The sequence below is a fragment of the Agrobacterium sp. 22-214-1 genome, assembly GCF_053522465.1.
The window spans coordinates 368,121-383,611 of record NZ_JBNWCK010000001.1 but is presented as its reverse complement, the minus strand read 5'-3'; the positions used below and the strand labels follow the sequence as shown (position 1 = coordinate 383,611).

At 59.8% G+C, this 15,491-nt stretch carries 15 protein-coding genes and 1 tRNA gene; 7 read left to right on the top strand and 9 right to left on the bottom strand.

The genetic code is table 11. The features are described from left to right. Positions 1-9: 9 nt before the first annotated feature. A complete protein-coding gene (locus ACQZ5G_RS01970) occupies positions 10-366 on the bottom strand; it encodes an SRPBCC family protein (protein ID WP_003524775.1) in 357 nt (118 codons plus the stop codon). After that, a complete protein-coding gene (locus ACQZ5G_RS01965) occupies positions 363-677 on the bottom strand; it encodes an ArsR/SmtB family transcription factor (protein WP_003524773.1) in 315 nt (104 codons plus the stop codon). Before ACQZ5G_RS01965 ends, ACQZ5G_RS01970 begins: the two co-directional genes overlap by 4 nt. A gap of 159 nt (positions 678-836) precedes the next feature. On the opposite strand from ACQZ5G_RS01965, the gene ACQZ5G_RS01960 reads away from it, so the two are divergent. After that, positions 837-2,393: a phospholipase D family protein gene (locus ACQZ5G_RS01960; RefSeq protein ID WP_448736824.1), complete on the top strand. Its 1,557-nt coding sequence runs from the start codon at positions 837-839 to the stop codon at positions 2,391-2,393. Positions 2,394-2,408: 15 nt separating this feature from the next. On the opposite strand, the gene ACQZ5G_RS01955 is transcribed toward ACQZ5G_RS01960, so the two are convergent. From ACQZ5G_RS01955 to ACQZ5G_RS01945, 3 genes are all read right to left on the bottom strand, one after another. Beyond that, positions 2,409-3,242, bottom strand: a complete 834-nt coding sequence (locus ACQZ5G_RS01955; RefSeq protein ID WP_448736823.1) for a response regulator — start codon at positions 3,240-3,242, stop codon at positions 2,409-2,411. A 162-nt stretch (positions 3,243-3,404) separates the two neighbouring features. Next, positions 3,405-5,918, bottom strand: coding sequence for a GcvT family protein (locus ACQZ5G_RS01950; RefSeq protein ID WP_448736822.1), 2,514 nt, complete (start codon positions 5,916-5,918; stop codon positions 3,405-3,407). A gap of 299 nt (positions 5,919-6,217) precedes the next feature. Next, on the bottom strand, positions 6,218-8,854 hold the full coding sequence (locus tag ACQZ5G_RS01945) for a mechanosensitive ion channel domain-containing protein (protein ID WP_448742655.1): 2,637 nt from the start codon (positions 8,852-8,854) through the stop codon (positions 6,218-6,220). A gap of 122 nt (positions 8,855-8,976) precedes the next feature. On the opposite strand from ACQZ5G_RS01945, the gene ACQZ5G_RS01940 reads away from it, so the two are divergent. From ACQZ5G_RS01940 to ACQZ5G_RS01920, 5 genes are all read left to right on the top strand, one after another. Next, positions 8,977-9,231: a GlsB/YeaQ/YmgE family stress response membrane protein gene (locus tag ACQZ5G_RS01940; protein WP_003524764.1), complete on the top strand. Its 255-nt coding sequence runs from the start codon at positions 8,977-8,979 to the stop codon at positions 9,229-9,231. Between the two features lie 155 nt (positions 9,232-9,386). Then, a tRNA-Lys gene (locus tag ACQZ5G_RS01935) sits at positions 9,387-9,462 on the top strand. 178 nt (positions 9,463-9,640) lie between these two features. Continuing rightward, entirely contained in the window at positions 9,641-9,892 is a 252-nt protein-coding gene (locus tag ACQZ5G_RS01930; protein WP_020810465.1) for a hypothetical protein, read from the top strand. 201 nt (positions 9,893-10,093) lie between these two features. Continuing rightward, positions 10,094-10,324, top strand: a complete 231-nt coding sequence (locus ACQZ5G_RS01925) for a hypothetical protein (protein ID WP_003524760.1) — start codon at positions 10,094-10,096, stop codon at positions 10,322-10,324. Between the two features lie 284 nt (positions 10,325-10,608). Next, a complete protein-coding gene (locus tag ACQZ5G_RS01920; protein WP_003524758.1) occupies positions 10,609-10,797 on the top strand; it encodes a hypothetical protein in 189 nt (62 codons plus the stop codon). Positions 10,798-11,034: 237 nt separating this feature from the next. Here ACQZ5G_RS01920 and ACQZ5G_RS01915 read toward each other — a convergent pair whose 3' ends face one another. Next, positions 11,035-11,283: a hypothetical protein gene (locus ACQZ5G_RS01915; RefSeq protein ID WP_003524756.1), complete on the bottom strand. Its 249-nt coding sequence runs from the start codon at positions 11,281-11,283 to the stop codon at positions 11,035-11,037. Positions 11,284-11,968: 685 nt separating this feature from the next. Here ACQZ5G_RS01915 and ACQZ5G_RS01910 point away from each other — a divergent pair. Continuing rightward, positions 11,969-12,406, top strand: coding sequence for a PACE efflux transporter (locus ACQZ5G_RS01910; RefSeq protein WP_448736820.1), 438 nt, complete (start codon positions 11,969-11,971; stop codon positions 12,404-12,406). A 21-nt stretch (positions 12,407-12,427) separates the two neighbouring features. Here ACQZ5G_RS01910 and ACQZ5G_RS01905 read toward each other — a convergent pair whose 3' ends face one another. From ACQZ5G_RS01905 to ACQZ5G_RS01895, 3 genes are all read right to left on the bottom strand, one after another. Beyond that, on the bottom strand, positions 12,428-13,393 hold the full coding sequence (locus ACQZ5G_RS01905) for an alpha/beta hydrolase family protein (RefSeq protein WP_448736819.1): 966 nt from the start codon (positions 13,391-13,393) through the stop codon (positions 12,428-12,430). Positions 13,394-13,495: 102 nt separating this feature from the next. After that, a complete protein-coding gene (locus tag ACQZ5G_RS01900; protein ID WP_448736818.1) occupies positions 13,496-14,101 on the bottom strand; it encodes an ABC-type transport auxiliary lipoprotein family protein in 606 nt (201 codons plus the stop codon). A 15-nt stretch (positions 14,102-14,116) separates the two neighbouring features. Further along, entirely contained in the window at positions 14,117-15,487 is a 1,371-nt protein-coding gene (locus tag ACQZ5G_RS01895) for an MlaD family protein (RefSeq protein ID WP_020810470.1), read from the bottom strand. Positions 15,488-15,491: the final 4 nt, after the last annotated feature.

The following is a 15,491-nucleotide window of genomic DNA, read 5'->3' as shown; positions in this document are numbered from 1 at the left end:
CGTTCCGGATCAGGCGGCGAGCTTGATCGGCGAACCGTTATGGTTTGCAGCGGCTTTTATCATCCGGCCGGTATTGACGGGCAGATCATGAATGATGCGCAGGCTGGTGCCGCCATGGGCATTCGCCGCGATCCTGAAGGTGACGGTGCTTTCCAGAAATGGCGGATTATCCTCGCGCAGCCGGTAGCGAACCTCTTCGCCGGGCTTGATATCGATCGCATCGGGCTCCGCCAAAGCCTCCTTCGGCAGCCAGTTTTCACGAAACGCCGGAATGCTGATGGCGCGCCAGACCTTTTGCGGCGGCTCGTCCAGATCATATTCAAGCTCGATGCCGTTTTTCGGCGCTTCCGGTGTCTGCCTGTTCATTGGTCCATATCCTTCAGCAGGAGTTTGAGAGCCTCAATGCGCTGCGGCCAGTAGGCGCGATATTTGCCGAGCCAGGCCGCAATGCGCGTCAGCCCGTCCGGATCCACTTCATAATTGACGAAACGGCCCTGCCGCTTCTCGACCACCAGCCCTGCCCCGCGCAACACCGAAAGATGCTGCGACATGGCCGGCTGGCTGATCTCGATCCCCTCACGCAGGGCGGAAGCGTTCATGGCGCCATCCGCCAGCTTTTCGAAAATGGCGCGGCGCGTCGGATCGGCCAGCGCCCGGAAAATATCGTTCTCTGTCATGAAAACACATAAGCACACACTTATGTGATTCACAAGCCCTTTCGGCACGTGGAAAATGCGCCTTTTTCACGCTGATGGCACGAGGTGCCGTGAACGCTTTATCCCCTCGCGCGTTTTCATCCCGCCTGATACTCTTCGGGCCGGGAGCGATCAAAACAAGTGACTGCATTTACGGTCTTCATCATCATTCTTCTCATGGTCATCGGGCCGAGCCTGTTTGTCGTCATCGGCAAACAGCGGGAAAAGGCCATTCCCAAGCGCCCCTCCACCGCCCTGCCCCTTGCCGAAGACGTAACAACGCTGGACCGGCACTGGCAATCGATAAGAAACGGCTGGAACGAGAAAAATGCGCTCTGCCTGCTGCATTCCAACCTCGATGCCTTTGCGGTGCGCGTGGCGGCGGCGCGTGCCGCCGGGCGCAGCCTCGATCTGATGTATTACATGTGGAATGCCGACCTGACCGGGCGGCTGATGATGCGCGAAGTCATCGCCGCCGCCGATCGCGGCGTGCGCGTTCGCCTGCTTCTCGACGATCTCGGCGTCTCCATCTCCGACCGCATCTTCCACGCCATCGACAGCCATCCGAATATCGAGTTGCGACTGTTCAACCCCACCCGCGCGCGGGAAAACATTCTGCATCGAAGCATCGAACTGGTGCTGCGCTTTCGCAGCGTCAACCGGCGTATGCACAACAAGGCCTGGATTGCAGATGGGCGGGCCGTGATCGTCGGCGGGCGCAACATTGGCGACGCCTATTTCGACGCCGCCGAGCGGGCGAATTTCCACGATTTCGATATTCTCGGTTTCGGCAGGATCGTCGCCGACGCCACCGAGATCTTCGACGATTACTGGAACAGCGCCGTTTCCGTGCCCGTGCGCTCGCTATTGGCGCGCAGACCGAGCAAACTCGCAAGGCTGCGGCGCGAGCTGGACGCCCTGCCGAAAAGCGAAGCGGCAAAACCCTATCTTGAGCGGGTCGAAAGCCAGTATGGCCGCGACCATTTCCTGATGTCGGACCGTCTGCACTGGGTCGAGGCGGCGGATATCCTCGCCGACCCGCCGGAAAAGGCGGCGGGCAAACGCCGCAAGGGTCATAACTTCCTGATGGAAAGCCTGCTGCCGCTGATGCAGGCGGCAAGCGACAGCCTGCACATCACCTCCCCCTATTTCATTCCCGGCAAACAGGGTGTGGGGATCTTTCTGCAGCTCGCCGAGAACGGCGTGTCGGTCGCCATCCTCACCAATTCGCTGGCCGCGACGGATGTGGCCGCCGTCCATGCCGGTTATGCCCGCTATCGAAAACCGCTTCTCTCCGGCGGGGTGCGCCTGCATGAACTGCGCGCGCAGGCGGATCAGTCGAACTTCACCCTGCGCGGCTCGGGACAGGCGAGCCTGCACACCAAGGCTTTCACCCGCGATGGCAGGACCGGCTATATCGGTTCGCTCAATTTCGATCCGCGTTCCGCCTCGCTCAATACGGAAATGGGCGTCGTGTTCACCTCGGCCCCGCTGGTTGCCCGCATGGACGAGATATTCGCGGGCGAAATCCGTCGCAGCATGAGTTTCGAGCTGGAAATCGACAAAGGCAGGCACATCGTCTGGATGACGGAAGAACAGGGGCGGACAAGGACATACCGGCGCGAACCCGACGCCACCATCAGCCGCCGCATCGTCGCCGGTATCATGCGCTTCCTGCCGTTGGAATCGCAGCTTTAGCGAGAAAGCCTGGGCTCAGGCCGCCGGCCTTACTCCCGCTTTCGCCAGCTGTATCTGCACCAGCGTATCGAGGTTCTGGTTGACCCGGCAATAAAACTCCTCGTCGATGAAGGGGCGCAGCATGAAATCATTGCCGCCCGCCTTCAGGAACCGCGCCGAAAGCAGCCGGTTGGTGGAGGAAGACACCCCGATGATGCGCAGCTCATGCGACCCGCGCACGGTGCGGATGCGCCGCGTCAGTTCGAAGCCGTCAATATCGGGCATGTTGTAATCGGTCACCACGAGACCGATATCGGGATTGGCCTTCAGAATATCGAGCGCCTTCGCACCGCTATCCGCCAGGCTGACGCGAAAATTATAACGCTTGAGGCGGCTCGAAAGCAGCGCCCGCGCCGTCGGGCTGTCATCGACGATCAGCACGTGATGGCGATGATTGGTGAGGAAGCGACAGACGGATTCCGTCAGCATATCCACGGCGAAAATATTATCCTTCAGAATATAATCGACCACATCCTTGGCGATCAGCGTTTCGCGCGTCGCCTCATGAAAAGTGCTGGTGAAAACGATGGTCGGGATCGAAAGGTCGATCAGATATTCCAGCGCCTCGCCCTTTTCCGCCCCCGGCAGGTTAATGTTGGAAATCGCCAGCGTCACCGGTTCGGGAGAATGCTCGTAACAGGCCTGCAATTCCTCGAAATTGCGGCACACTTCCACGGTAACGCCCAGCAGTTCCTTCAGGCGCAGGCTCACCATCTGGGTGAACACATTGGTATCTTCCGCCAGCAAGATGCGGCTGTTGGTAAAAGGCACGCCAGAATATTGCATGCCCGTAATGCCTAGAAAATTCATTCTGCCCCGATCCCCCATCGTATGTCAGGGAAAGATAGCAGGCTCATTTTTCAGAATGATTAATAACACTTTTGCCGGAAAGCCAGTTGAGCACATGCTTACCTAAACGGAAATACGGCCCACGAGGGGCCGTATTCCGACTTTGGGAGGGGATATTCTGTCTCAGGCGCGCAGAAGCGCATTGTCCGTGTCGAACGGGCTTTCTTCCACCACTTCGGCATCATAGGACGTACCGAGAATGCGGATCTTCAGCTTGGTGCCCACGGCCGCATATTCCGGTTTGAGCATGGCGAGCGCGATGGATTTGCCGAGACGCCAGCCGAAGCCGCCGCTCGTCACGCGGCCCGCAAGCGCGCCGCTTTCATCGACGATTGCCTCCGAACCGCGCGCATCGACATCCGTATTGCCTGACACGGTGAGCGTCGAGAACACCCACTTCACCCCAGCCTCTTTATAGGCCACAAGCGCATCGCGGCCGATGAAGCTTTTCTCCGGGCGCAGGAAGCGGTCGAGACCGGATTCATAGGCGTTATATTCGACCGAAAGCTCGCGTCCCATGTTGCGGTAGGATTTTTCGAGCGACATCGACACCATGGCGCGGATACCGAAGGGCTTGATGCCGAATTCGGCGCCCGCTTCCATCAGCCGGTCGAAGATATAGTTCTGCATCTCGATCGGGTGGTGCAGTTCCCAGCCAAGTTCGCCCACGAAGTTGACGCGCAGCGCATGCGCCGTCGCAACGCCGACGGAAATCTGCCTGCCGGTGAGCCAGGGGAAATCCTTGTTCTCAAGGCTGGTGCGGGTCAGCTTCTTCAACAGATCGCGTGATTTCGGACCGGCCAGAACCAGAACGCCGTATTTCTGGGTGATCGGCTGCAGCACAACCGAGCCATCGGTCGGCGCCAGGCGGCGCAGCACGTCATGGTCATGCGCTTCGAGACCACCGGCCGAAACCATGTAGAAGCGGCCCGGCGCCCATTCATAGACCGTGAATTCCGCCTTCACACCGCCGTTCGGCGTCAGAAGATGGGTGAGCGCGATACGGCCACGCTTCTTCGGCACCGCATTGGCGAGAATGCTGTCCAGCCATGCCCGCGCACCGGGGCCGGAGACCTCCATCTTGGCGAAGGCCGACATATCGAGCACGCCGACATTCTGGTGAACATTCTTCACCTCGTTGCCGACATGTTCGAAATAGTTCGAGCGGCGGAACGACCATTTCTCGACGATACGGCCGTCATCCAAAGCCGGCGCATGGTTGTGGCTGGTGATGACATCCGCACCGACGCCGAGATCTTCCTCGCGCAGCGCATAACCTTCCGGCGCATACCAGTTGGCGCGCTCCCAGCCATAAACGGAGCCGAACACGCCGCCGAGCTTCTTCAGGCGGTCATAAACCGGCGTCGTCTTCAGCGGGCGGGCGGCGGAGCGCTCCTCATCCGGATAATGCATGGTAAAGACGTTGGCATAGGCTTCCTCGTTCTTGGCGATGAGGTAACCTTCCGTTGCGTAAGGCCCGAAGCGGCGCGGGTCGACACCCATCAGGTCGAGCGTCGGCTCGCCATCGACGATCCATTCGGCCAGCTGCCAGCCAGCACCGCCGGCAGCGGTGATGCCGAAGGAATGGCCTTCGTTCAGCCAGAAATTCTTCAGGCCCGGTGCCGGGCCGACAATCGGGTTGCCGTCAGGCGTATAAGCGATAGCGCCGTTATAGACTTTCTTGATGCCCACTTCGCCAAAGGCCGGAACGCGCACCATGGCGGTCTCGATATGCGGCATCAGGCGGTCGAGTTCTTCCTGGAACAGCTCATATTCGCTGTCATCGGAGGGACCGTCGACATAACAGACCGGCGCGCCGACTTCATACGGGCCGAGGATCAGGCCGCCCGCTTCCTCACGCATGTACCAGGCGGAGTCGGATTCGCGCAGCACGCCCATTTCCGGCAGGCCCTGGCGGCGGCGCTCCTGAATGGCCGGGTGCGGCTCGGTGACGATATATTGATGCTCGACCGGAATGACCGGAATGTTGATGCCGACCATCTCGCCGGTCTTTCGGGCAAAGGAGCCCGTGCAGGAGATGATATGCTCGGCGATGATCTCGCCCTTGTCCGTCGTCACCTTCCAGTGACCGTCTTCCAGCTGCTCGATGGCGGTGACGGTGGTGTTGCGATAGATCGTGGCGCCACGATCACGCGCGCCCTTGGCGAGCGCCTGCGTCAGATCGGCAGGCTGGATATAACCGTCATCGGGATGCTGGATGGCGCCGAGCAGACCGTCCGTCTCGCACAGCGGCCAGATTTCCTTCACCTGCTCCGGCGTCAGCATGTTGACGCGCACGCCGATGGTCTCGGCGATGCCGGCATAATACATATATTCGTCCCAGCGATCCTTGGTGCGGGCGAGACGGATATTCGAAACCTTGGAGAAGCCGACATTCATGCCGGTCTCTTCCTGAAGTTCCTCATAGAACTTCACGGAATATTTGTGGATCTGGCCAACCGAATAGCTCATGTTGAACAGCGGCAGAAGCCCGGCCGCATGCCAGGTGGAACCCGAGGTCAGCTCCTTGCGCTCGATGAGAACGCTGTCGCTCCAGCCCTTCTTGGCAAGATGATAAAGCGTCGAAACGCCAACGACGCCGCCACCGATCACCACCGCCCGTGCATGTGTCTTCATTTACAGAACCCCTGAAAAGCGCCGGCCTTGCCTTATTCCGCCGACATTGGATGGGAGGAATATGAAGCGCTTGCGGGTTGTTCAGCCGCCTGATTGCGACATGGCCATAGGGTGCTGCGACAGGGAAGAAATTGCGGAGCACGCCGGATGAATGCAGCACAGCTTTGCCGCTCGTTTCTTCTCCCCGCCGGGAAGAAGGTGGCCCGAAGGGTCGGATGAGGGGACAAGCTCTCCAAATACGTCTACCCTAGCCCCCTCGTCCCGCTGCCCGGAACTCGACGTCCACAAGCAACAGCGATCTACGCTTTCGCGCCGGGTTGATCCTTCGGCTCGGTCGGCTTCTCGCTCTTCGATGCCTCTTTCTCTGCCGTTGCCGCGCCCGTATGGGCCACCACCGCCTTGTCGCCCTCCTCCGAAAGCAGCGCCGCCAGCATCTGCGGGTTGGCGTCGCCTTCCACGTGGATGTTGAGGTTGCGCTGCGGGAACGGGATGTCGATCCCCTCCTCCCGGAAGCGCTGGAGGATTGCGATACGGAGCGCGTTTTTCACGCCAAGCCCGTTGGAGAGATCGGCAAGGTGGAAACGCAGTTCGAAATCCAGCGAAAAATCGCCGAAGCGCAGGAACTCCACATGCGGCTCGGGATTGCGCAGCACCGGCGGCTGGGCGCGCACGAGTTCCAGCAGAATATCCATTACTTTCTGCGGATCGGAATCGTAAGAGACGGAAACGGGAATTTCCGCGCGCATGATGCGGTTGCGGTGTGTCCAGTTGCCGACCGAGGAATTGATGAACTCCGAATTCGGCACGATGATCGACTGGCCGCGGAAGGTTTCGATTTCGGTGGCGCGCACGGAAAGCCGCTTGACGGTGCCTTCCGTCGTGCCTGTCACCACCCAGTCTCCCACCTTGAAGGGGCGTTCGACCAGCAGGATGAGGCCGGAGACGAAGTTGGAGACGATGTTCTGCAGGCCGAAACCGATACCGACCGAAAGGGCCGACGCCACCAGCGCTAGGCTGGAGAGGTTGAGACCGGCCGAAGACACGCCGAAGATGGCCGCCACCGCGATACCGAGATAACCGATACCGGTCTTGACCGAGTTGCGCACCCCGGCATCCACCTGGCCGCGCGCCATGACGTTATTGTCCAGCCACTTCTGGAACCAGCGGGTGATGATGTAACCGATGGCGAAAACGAGGACGCCGCCGAAGAGGCCGATCAGCGAAATGGAGGCATTGCCGACGGTGATGCCGGTCAACAGGCGATAGGCCCAGCTTTCGATATCGCCCGGCTGGAAGCCCCAGGAAAACAGGATGAGCGGCACGCCGAAGGCAAGCGCGACGGCATAGATGCCAAGCCCCGCGGCAAGACCGGCCTGATCGAGCGCCACCACGCCGAGACCGAAACACCGCGCGAGATAACGGCCGGCAAGCGATTCCGCAAAGGCGCCCTGTCGCGAAATCGCCTTGCCCGAAAGAATGCCGATATACATCGTCGCCAGCACCGCGCCGGTGGCGACGATCTGCGTGGCGAGGAAGCGTGCAAGCCCGACATAACCCGTCAGGCAGGCGCCGATGAGAACGAGGCCGCCCACCCGCAGCAGGATGACGAGCCAGCGCGGCAGGCGCTGGTTGCCGGTCTCATAATCCTGCCCCTCGCCGATCACCGGCCGCAGGAACGATACGGTCAGCAGAATGAGGCCGATGATGATCGAGGCGAGGAAACTCTTGGCAACCGTGACGATCAGCGGTGAATAAAGCGTCTCGCTGATCGTGCCGAGCAGGTAGTCGAGCCCGTTGACGAGCGCCATCAGCAGCACCGCCGAGGACAGCGTGTGCGCGCCCTTGTTGGACACCTTCAGAAGGCGCCATTCCGGCTGCGTCGGCGCAAAGATCGCATAGCTCAGCCGCGAGACGAAATAAACGAAACCGGTGATCGCCATCGCCCCGAACAGGATCGGCGCGATGTCTGACCGCAGCACGTTGAAATTATCGAGGAAGAAGGCGGAGGTGACGAGAAACAGGAAAAGCGACAGCGACTGCACCATGGTCGACCAGAAGGCCACCGAAAGCCGTCTCAGATAAGAAGGCTCGCCCGTAAAGGCCCGCCGATCCATGCGGCTGCCGAAAAAGCGGTAACCGCCCACGAGAAACAGCAGGGCGGCCATGATCGACAGCGTCACCGCCCCGAACATCGGCAGGCGCTTGTAATTCCAGACGAAACTCGCCCAACTGCTGAAAGCGTTGTTGAGGTTGGTCAATTCGGTCAGAAAGGCGGAGGAGGCATCACCCAGCGTCTGCGCCGAAACTTCCGTGCGCTTGAACAGGGTGGCGGCGAAAAGCGCCCGGCGAACGGCGGTGATGTTATTGGAAATCTGCGCGGCATTGGTGGCCGTGCTCTCCACCTCGCCGGCAATCGCATTCACCTCGGCCCGTTCCGCCGTCAGCCGGTTTCGCTCCTCCGTCACCATGCTGGCTTCCGGCGGCTGGTCGTCCGCAGGCGCCGCACCCAGCGCATCCAGCCGGGTCTTGATCTGGTCGAGACGGGTGCGCAGCTTGGTGTTGGCGGCGGCGGCATCGGCGGCGATTGTGTCGGCGCGGCCCTTCAGGTCCACAAGCTGCACATCGTCGCTGCCGCCCGCTTCCACCTGTTTGGCGATCGCCGCGACATCGGCCTTCCATTTCTCCAGCTCCGCCCTCGCCTGTTCGACGGTCGAGGCCTGGATCGCCACCGGGGCGGGCGATGTTGTTTCCCCCTGCGCCGCCGCCGGCATTGCCGACAAGAGACCGCCAGCCAGAAAAAGCACCATGGCCATTATCGCCGCCATGGCGCTCCTTTGCCGCCGATCCGGCGCCAGGCCGTCGAACACCCTTCTGCCGTCCATCAATCCGCCGAACATCAACCGCACATCCATGCCTTTCGTCTCTTTGCGCCGCATCAGGCTTTTTAGCGCCTGCAGCGCGGAAAACCACCCGCATAAAGCGAGGTTTTCAGGAGTTTGCCTTGCTTTTCACCACAAGAATCATCACCTTTGATGATGCAGCAACATGGGAGGAAATCATGGAATCTGCTGGCATTGGCTGGATCGCAGCCATCATCATCGGTGGTGTCGCCGGGTGGCTCGCCGAACAATTCATGAAAAGCAATATGGGTGTTTTCATGAACATCCTTCTTGGAATCGTCGGCGCGATCGTCGCCAACGCCATCCTTTCGGTATTTGGAATCGTTTTGACGGGTTGGCTCGGTTATCTCATCGCCGGCTTCATCGGCGCCTGCATCCTCATCCTTATCGGCCGGGCTTTCAGGCGCGGATGAATAAAAGGAAAAATCCGTAAAACCCCGGATTTCCAGACTTTTCCAGCGCGACTGAAATTTTTTCGTCACAAAAATCGAAGAAATTTCATTTCCGCGCTGGACAAGCCCAAACTTCCCCTTTATACGCCCCCTCACACCGCCACACGGTGCCGGTCGGGTGATTAGCTCAGTTGGTAGAGCAGCTGACTCTTAATCAGCGGGTCGTAGGTTCGAGCCCTACATCACCCACCAAATTCTTCCTGAAATGACAAGACGTTGCGGTGCTAAATTAAAGCATCGCATGATCGCTTGTGCCGATGCGGCCCCTCACTTTCGCATTGCCATCCCTGCCGCCGGCAACGATATCCTCAAGAGACAGGAATCTCGTTGCGGCACCGCCCGTTTCCCCAAAGCTGTCTCAATCGTCCTTATGATCGGGACCATGAGATTGCTCATCAACATATTGCTTTTCATTCTCGGCGCGGTCGGGAGCGGGATATGTGCGTTTTTATTATCGGCAGCGCTTGCCGATTCCGGATTTCTCGGCTCCTGTTTTGAGGGAAATTGCGCTTATGCGGCGCTTTTCATGGTGCTGCCCGTCACATGGTTCGTGCTTTTTGCGCTTTATGTGATGGCGCTGCTGATCTGGCGGCGAAAGCCTTTCCGGAACGGAAGGCTCTGAAAACGGAGATGGCGACGTCATCGCCGCCGCGCACGCGTTGACAGCGATCAAGACTTGCCGCTAACGTCCGCCTGCTGGGGGATTCGCTGCCAGTGATATGCGGGCCTCATGAGCATACCCGATATCACCGGCCTCTGAATGTGCATGTTCCGATTTGCGTCTCGCGTATGTGGACATGACGGAAAACAGGGAGACCAAAGGATGCGGGCCGCAATCAATTCCCCGTCGCTTTCGATCGACACCATGGACTATCAGGCCGAGTGCCAGTTCGCGCTGGAACCTTCCATTCACGGGCTGATCGAAAAAGCGGAACATGCCGGCTGGAACCGCCAGCAGGCCGCCCTTGCCATCGTCGCGCTCGCCAGCGAGCATCTCACCGATCTATTGTCCGCCGGCGGCGTTCCCGCGCCGGATCAACGCCCCCTCTCCTGATACCCTCCCTGAGCCGGACGGATCAGCGCCGGCGTCATCGAAACATCATCGCAAAAATCAACACAGCAGGTCCGGAGTGTCCCTGTCGACACTGCCGGAACAGGTTCGTGCTGTGAAGGTCGACGTGTGGGCAAAGCCGATCCCGCGCGGCACGCCGACGCAGCCTGTCGCGCGCCCGTCCATTCATCGCGCCGGGCGCCAAACCGCCTGCCGGCAACCCTGCCATAGTGTTGACACAAGCCACCAATAATGAGAACATAAAGTGAACATTATGGAGGTCAGCGATGAACACAGCAGACGCAGCCATAGAAAATGCCCTCTCCGTTGTCGCCCGCTCCCGCGATATGCGCGAACGCGCGCTCGAGCGGCGGCGCGAACTGCAACGGCGAACGGAAGTCATCATCACCCGGCCGCTTTACGTGCTCAAAAAGAACGAAGGGCCAAAACAGCTGTCGCTGAAACTCGATAGCTAGAGCACGCCCGGTTTAAACGGAATCGGTGGACGTGCTCTACCTCTTTGTTTTTACGCATTTTCCGGACGTAAAACCGCTTCGCACTTTTACTGGAAATGCTCTAGTCGCCGATGCAAAGAACTGGCAAGCGAGGCGCTGTCAAAGCGAAGGCTGCCCCGCCTTTCCTCCTGAAAGCAAAATCCCGTGCGGATCACCTCACGCACGGGATTTTTAGAATGAAGAGGTTATTGTTCCTGTTTATTGCATGCGTTGCATTGCGGCTTCTGGTTCACCGGTCGTCGCAACCGTCGCAGGAAGGCGGTCGGTCTTTTTCAGGATGACGACTGGCTTTTCCACCGGATCTGTCGGCGGAACGATGCTTGCGGTTTTGAATTCACGATCTACGGCAGGAACGGAAGCGTTGATCTGTTGATGACCTGCGCATTCCGCAAGCGCTGCACTGGCGGAAAAACCAAAGACAGCGGCGATAATGAGAACTGATTTCATGTCATTCTCCCTTCGCTCTGGTGGCGATCTCCAGTCTAGGTGGAGACGGGCCGGATTGAAAATCACACTTTAGAGACATCTAAAGCTCATCATCATTTCGGCAGTCGTCGTCATCAATGTGCGGGGGCAGGCAACAGGCAAATGCCGTTGCCCTTATTTCTTCCGCACATCCAGCGGATTTCGGCAAAGCGGTCTGCGAAATATCATCGCCACATAACTTCCCTTAAGGGAAATGAGGCTTGGCGTGTAAGTCGAAACCTTCGCCGTGTTGGCGGCCTTTATCGTTCTCCCCTCACAGGAATTCTGCTGCATGGCACGCCTCCTTCCATAAGCAATAACGAAAATGCGCCGGTCTTGTTCCGCGCTCACGCGAAACAACGGTCAAGCGAGAAGACAAGGTGCTGCCGCGTGTTTCTTCTCCCCGCCGGGGAGAAGGTGGCCCGAAGGGTCGGATGAGGGGGCAAGGCTGCCGTATCTCACGACCCTTGCCCCCTCATCCCGCTGCCGCGGACTTCTCCCCGGCGGGGAGAAGAAACAAGCGGCGACCTTCCAGCCATATCCGAGGCCCCAAATGCGCAGTGCTTGAAAAATTCGCCCAAAACCTCTATATGCCTCAGCGCGAGGACGACCTCGGCCACTTTGGCGACAGCATGCGGGACGGCCCGGTCACATACCGGAGAATGAAATGCGTTCCCTGCAAGATCGTATCCGCCACGCTCTCAGCTTCGAAATCATCGGCCTGCTGCTCATCATTCCGCTGGGTGCGCTGCTGTTTGGCATACCGATGGAAGATATCGGCATTGTCGGCATTGTCAGCGCCACGCTGGCGACGGTCTGGAACTATGTCTACAATCTCGGTTTCGACCACGTCATGCAGCGGCTGAAAGGCACGACGCTGAAGACGCCCGCCCTTCGGGTCGCCCATGCCGTGCTGTTCGAACTGGGCCTCCTGATCGTGCTGATGCCCTTCATCGCCTGGTATCTGAATATCAGCCTTGCCCACGCGCTGGTGATGGATATCTCGTTTGCTCTGTTTTACGTGGTCTATGCTTTTGTCTTCAACTGGAGCTACGACCGGGTTTTCCCCCTGCCGGAATGGAAGTCGCAGCAGGATGCCGCCTGACCGGCGCGGAAAGGAATAACGTCAGCGCAGCGACGCCTTGAAGAAGCTGACCACCTCGGCGTTGAAGCTGCGGTGAAACCCCGCCCGGTCGAAACCCGCCGCATCGCTGCAAATCTGGGGCACGGCCTTTTCCATCTCGGCGGGGCAAGGGGCGATAAAGGAAAAGTGCCCCGCCCCTTTTACCATCCGATAGTCCGGCTTCACCGGCAGATCGTCGCGCAGCCTCGCAACATCCCGCGGCGCGACACCATCGCCGCCGCGTTCCGAACTCCAGAGCTGGATGGGGATCGTGATATTCTTCAGGTCGCCCGCGCCGGGAAAGGCATTCAACGGGTCGGCGGCAACCACAGCCCTTATCCTCGCATCCTGACCGCCATGCTGCGGCAACGTCGTCTTCTGCCGCATCTGCGTGCAAATCGGCGCCTGCGGGTCGGGACAGGGCAGCCCGGCATTGGCAAAATCAGGCGTGCCGCCAGCAAGCACCAGCGCGGTATAACCGCCGCGCGAAAATCCGAAGACGCCGATCCGCCCGGCATCGATGGAACCGGCTTCGCTAAAACCTTCAAGCAGATGATCGAGCAACCGGGCAATATCCGCCGGCCGGCCCGTCAGCGCGGAAAGCTCGCCGGCCTTTTTCATTTCAAGCGCATTGTCTCCGGGGTGATTGATAGCCGCAACAATGAAGCCGGCATCCGCCAGCGCCGCCGCCGTGTCCCGATGGCTGAAATAGGTGCCGCCAAAGCCATGGGAGATGACGATGAGCGGATATTTCCCTTCAGGAACAGGGCAATCGCGCACGGCGGGCAAAATGAAGGGACCGATCCTGACCTCTTCCGGCGCGGCCGCGCAGGGCGACCATACCGCAGCCTTCATGGCGGCTTTGCCGTTCGCGGCTGGAATGTCGATCAGCCGGAGACCGGCCGCCATGGCGGCGCCCGTTCCAGACAGGGCGGAAAACATAAGGCAAAGCAGCAGCAGAAATCGCATCACCAACTCACGGATCGAGACCATTATGCATAATAGGCCGATCGGTGACCGGCGCTACGCGAACATAAAGCGGTTTCCTGTGACGGCAATGACACCGAACGCTTAAAGCGATTTCAGCGTCCAGGCCACGATGTCGCGCGTGGCGGCGGCAAAGGCCTGATCCAGCGCCTTCACGAAATTGGCGTTGCCGGAACCGCTGACACGGGCGCTGGCGCGGAACACTTCCTGCGCCTTCACCGTGCCGTTGCGGTCGTTCAGCAGCTTCACCGATATTTCGATATTGGCGATATTCTTCGCCGTATCGATTTCGAAAGCGCGAATATCGGTCACGACCTGATAGTCGATTGCCAGCCCCTGCCCCGGCCGACCGACGCCGCCGAGCTTGCCGGTATCCTCGAAGGCTTCCACGAGCTTGGATTGCACCATGCGCGGCAGGCGGTCGCTCCATTGCGAGTTGCCGAGATATTGCACCTCCGAGCCGGAAAGGCGCACCACGATGTTTTCGCTGTCGAGCGCCTTCAGGGCGGTCGGATCGGCGATCAGCAATTGCCGGCTTTTCAGCGAAGGTCCCTGCACCACCGCCGCCGAAGAAACGGAGAGATCGAAAGTATCGTTCTTCGGCGCACCCGCGCAGCCCGCCATCAAGGCGGCAAACAGCGGAGCCAGAATGAGGGCGCGGCGCTGACGGCCGTTCATCGATCGTGTCATTGGCCCATACCCCTCTTAGCGCCTTGTTCTGCCATCATATTGTTTCACGGTTTCGCCGCCGAAAATCAACCGCTGCGGATCGCGGTCGATATTGGTGATGGCATTGTTGAGATTGTCGACCGTGACCCGCGTGCTGCCGATCAGCGCCTGGAAATCCTTCAGGCCCGAGCTGGAGAAACGGGTCAGATTGTCGGCAATCGGCCCGATGCGGGCATTGAGATTGTCCGCCACCGCCTTGAAGGAGGTCAGCGTTTCGCGTGCCTTGGCAAACAGCGAATTGGCGTCATCGGTGCCGAGCATCCCGTCCACCTTGGCCAGAATGCCATCGACACGGCTGGAGGCGAGGTTCAGCTTGCGGCCCATTTCGGTGAAATCGGAAACCGCCTGGTCGATATCGGCGCGACGAGCGCCGACATCATCGGCAATCCGTTTGAAGTTCGCCACAGCATCGCGCGCATCGGCGGTCGCAGAGGAAACGTCATCAACCACGGTGCCAACCTTGGCCGGATCGACGGAAGCCAGAAGCTCATCCGCGCGCTTCACCACGGTCTGCACTTCCGTGCTCGCCGCCTCGAAATTGCGCGCCGTGCTCTGCACGGTTTCCATGATGCCCTGAATATCGCTGGAAGCGGAAGCGACATCCTTCGTCACCTTGTCGACATTCGACAGGATGGAATCGATCTTGCCGGCATCCACCGCCTTCACCAGATCCTCGATGGCCGTCAGCGTGCCGTCGAGACGCACCGAGACCGACTGCACGGTGGTGGAAAGCGAACTGAGGCTCGCAATGAAATTCTTGATGCCGTCGGAATTGGCCGCCAGCGCATCGGAAAATTTCTCAGCATTGCGAACCGTCTGCGTCAGCGGGCCACGCGCGTCCTGTACGAAGCCCTGCAATTCGCCGATTGCGCCGTCCGCACGCTTCAGGATCTTGTCTGCGGTGGCAAGCAGGTTGGTGACGCTGGAAAGATCGGCCGTCAACTCGGCGGGAACGCCGCTTTCCACGGCTTTCTGCAGAATGCGCTCGCCATCCTTGTTGCCGCCGGAAAGCTCGATATAGGCAGCGCCCGTCAGGCCCTGGATTTCAAGCACGGCGCGCGTCGACGGGAAAACCGGGGCATCGGCCTGCACTTCGGTAAAGGCTATGGAATAGGCCGGGTCGTCGCGATCGATGGCAAGGCCGCGCACCGTACCGACAGGAATACCGTTGAAGCGCACGGGAGAACCGACGGAAAGACCGTTTGCGGAGCCAGGAATACGCACGACAAGCTGGGCCGTCGGGCCGCCACGACCGAATTCCGCCATCCAGTAAACGAAGCCGAATGCGGCGGCGATCACGATCAGCGTGAAAATTCCGACTATGGTGTAGTTCGCCTTGGTTTCCATGCTT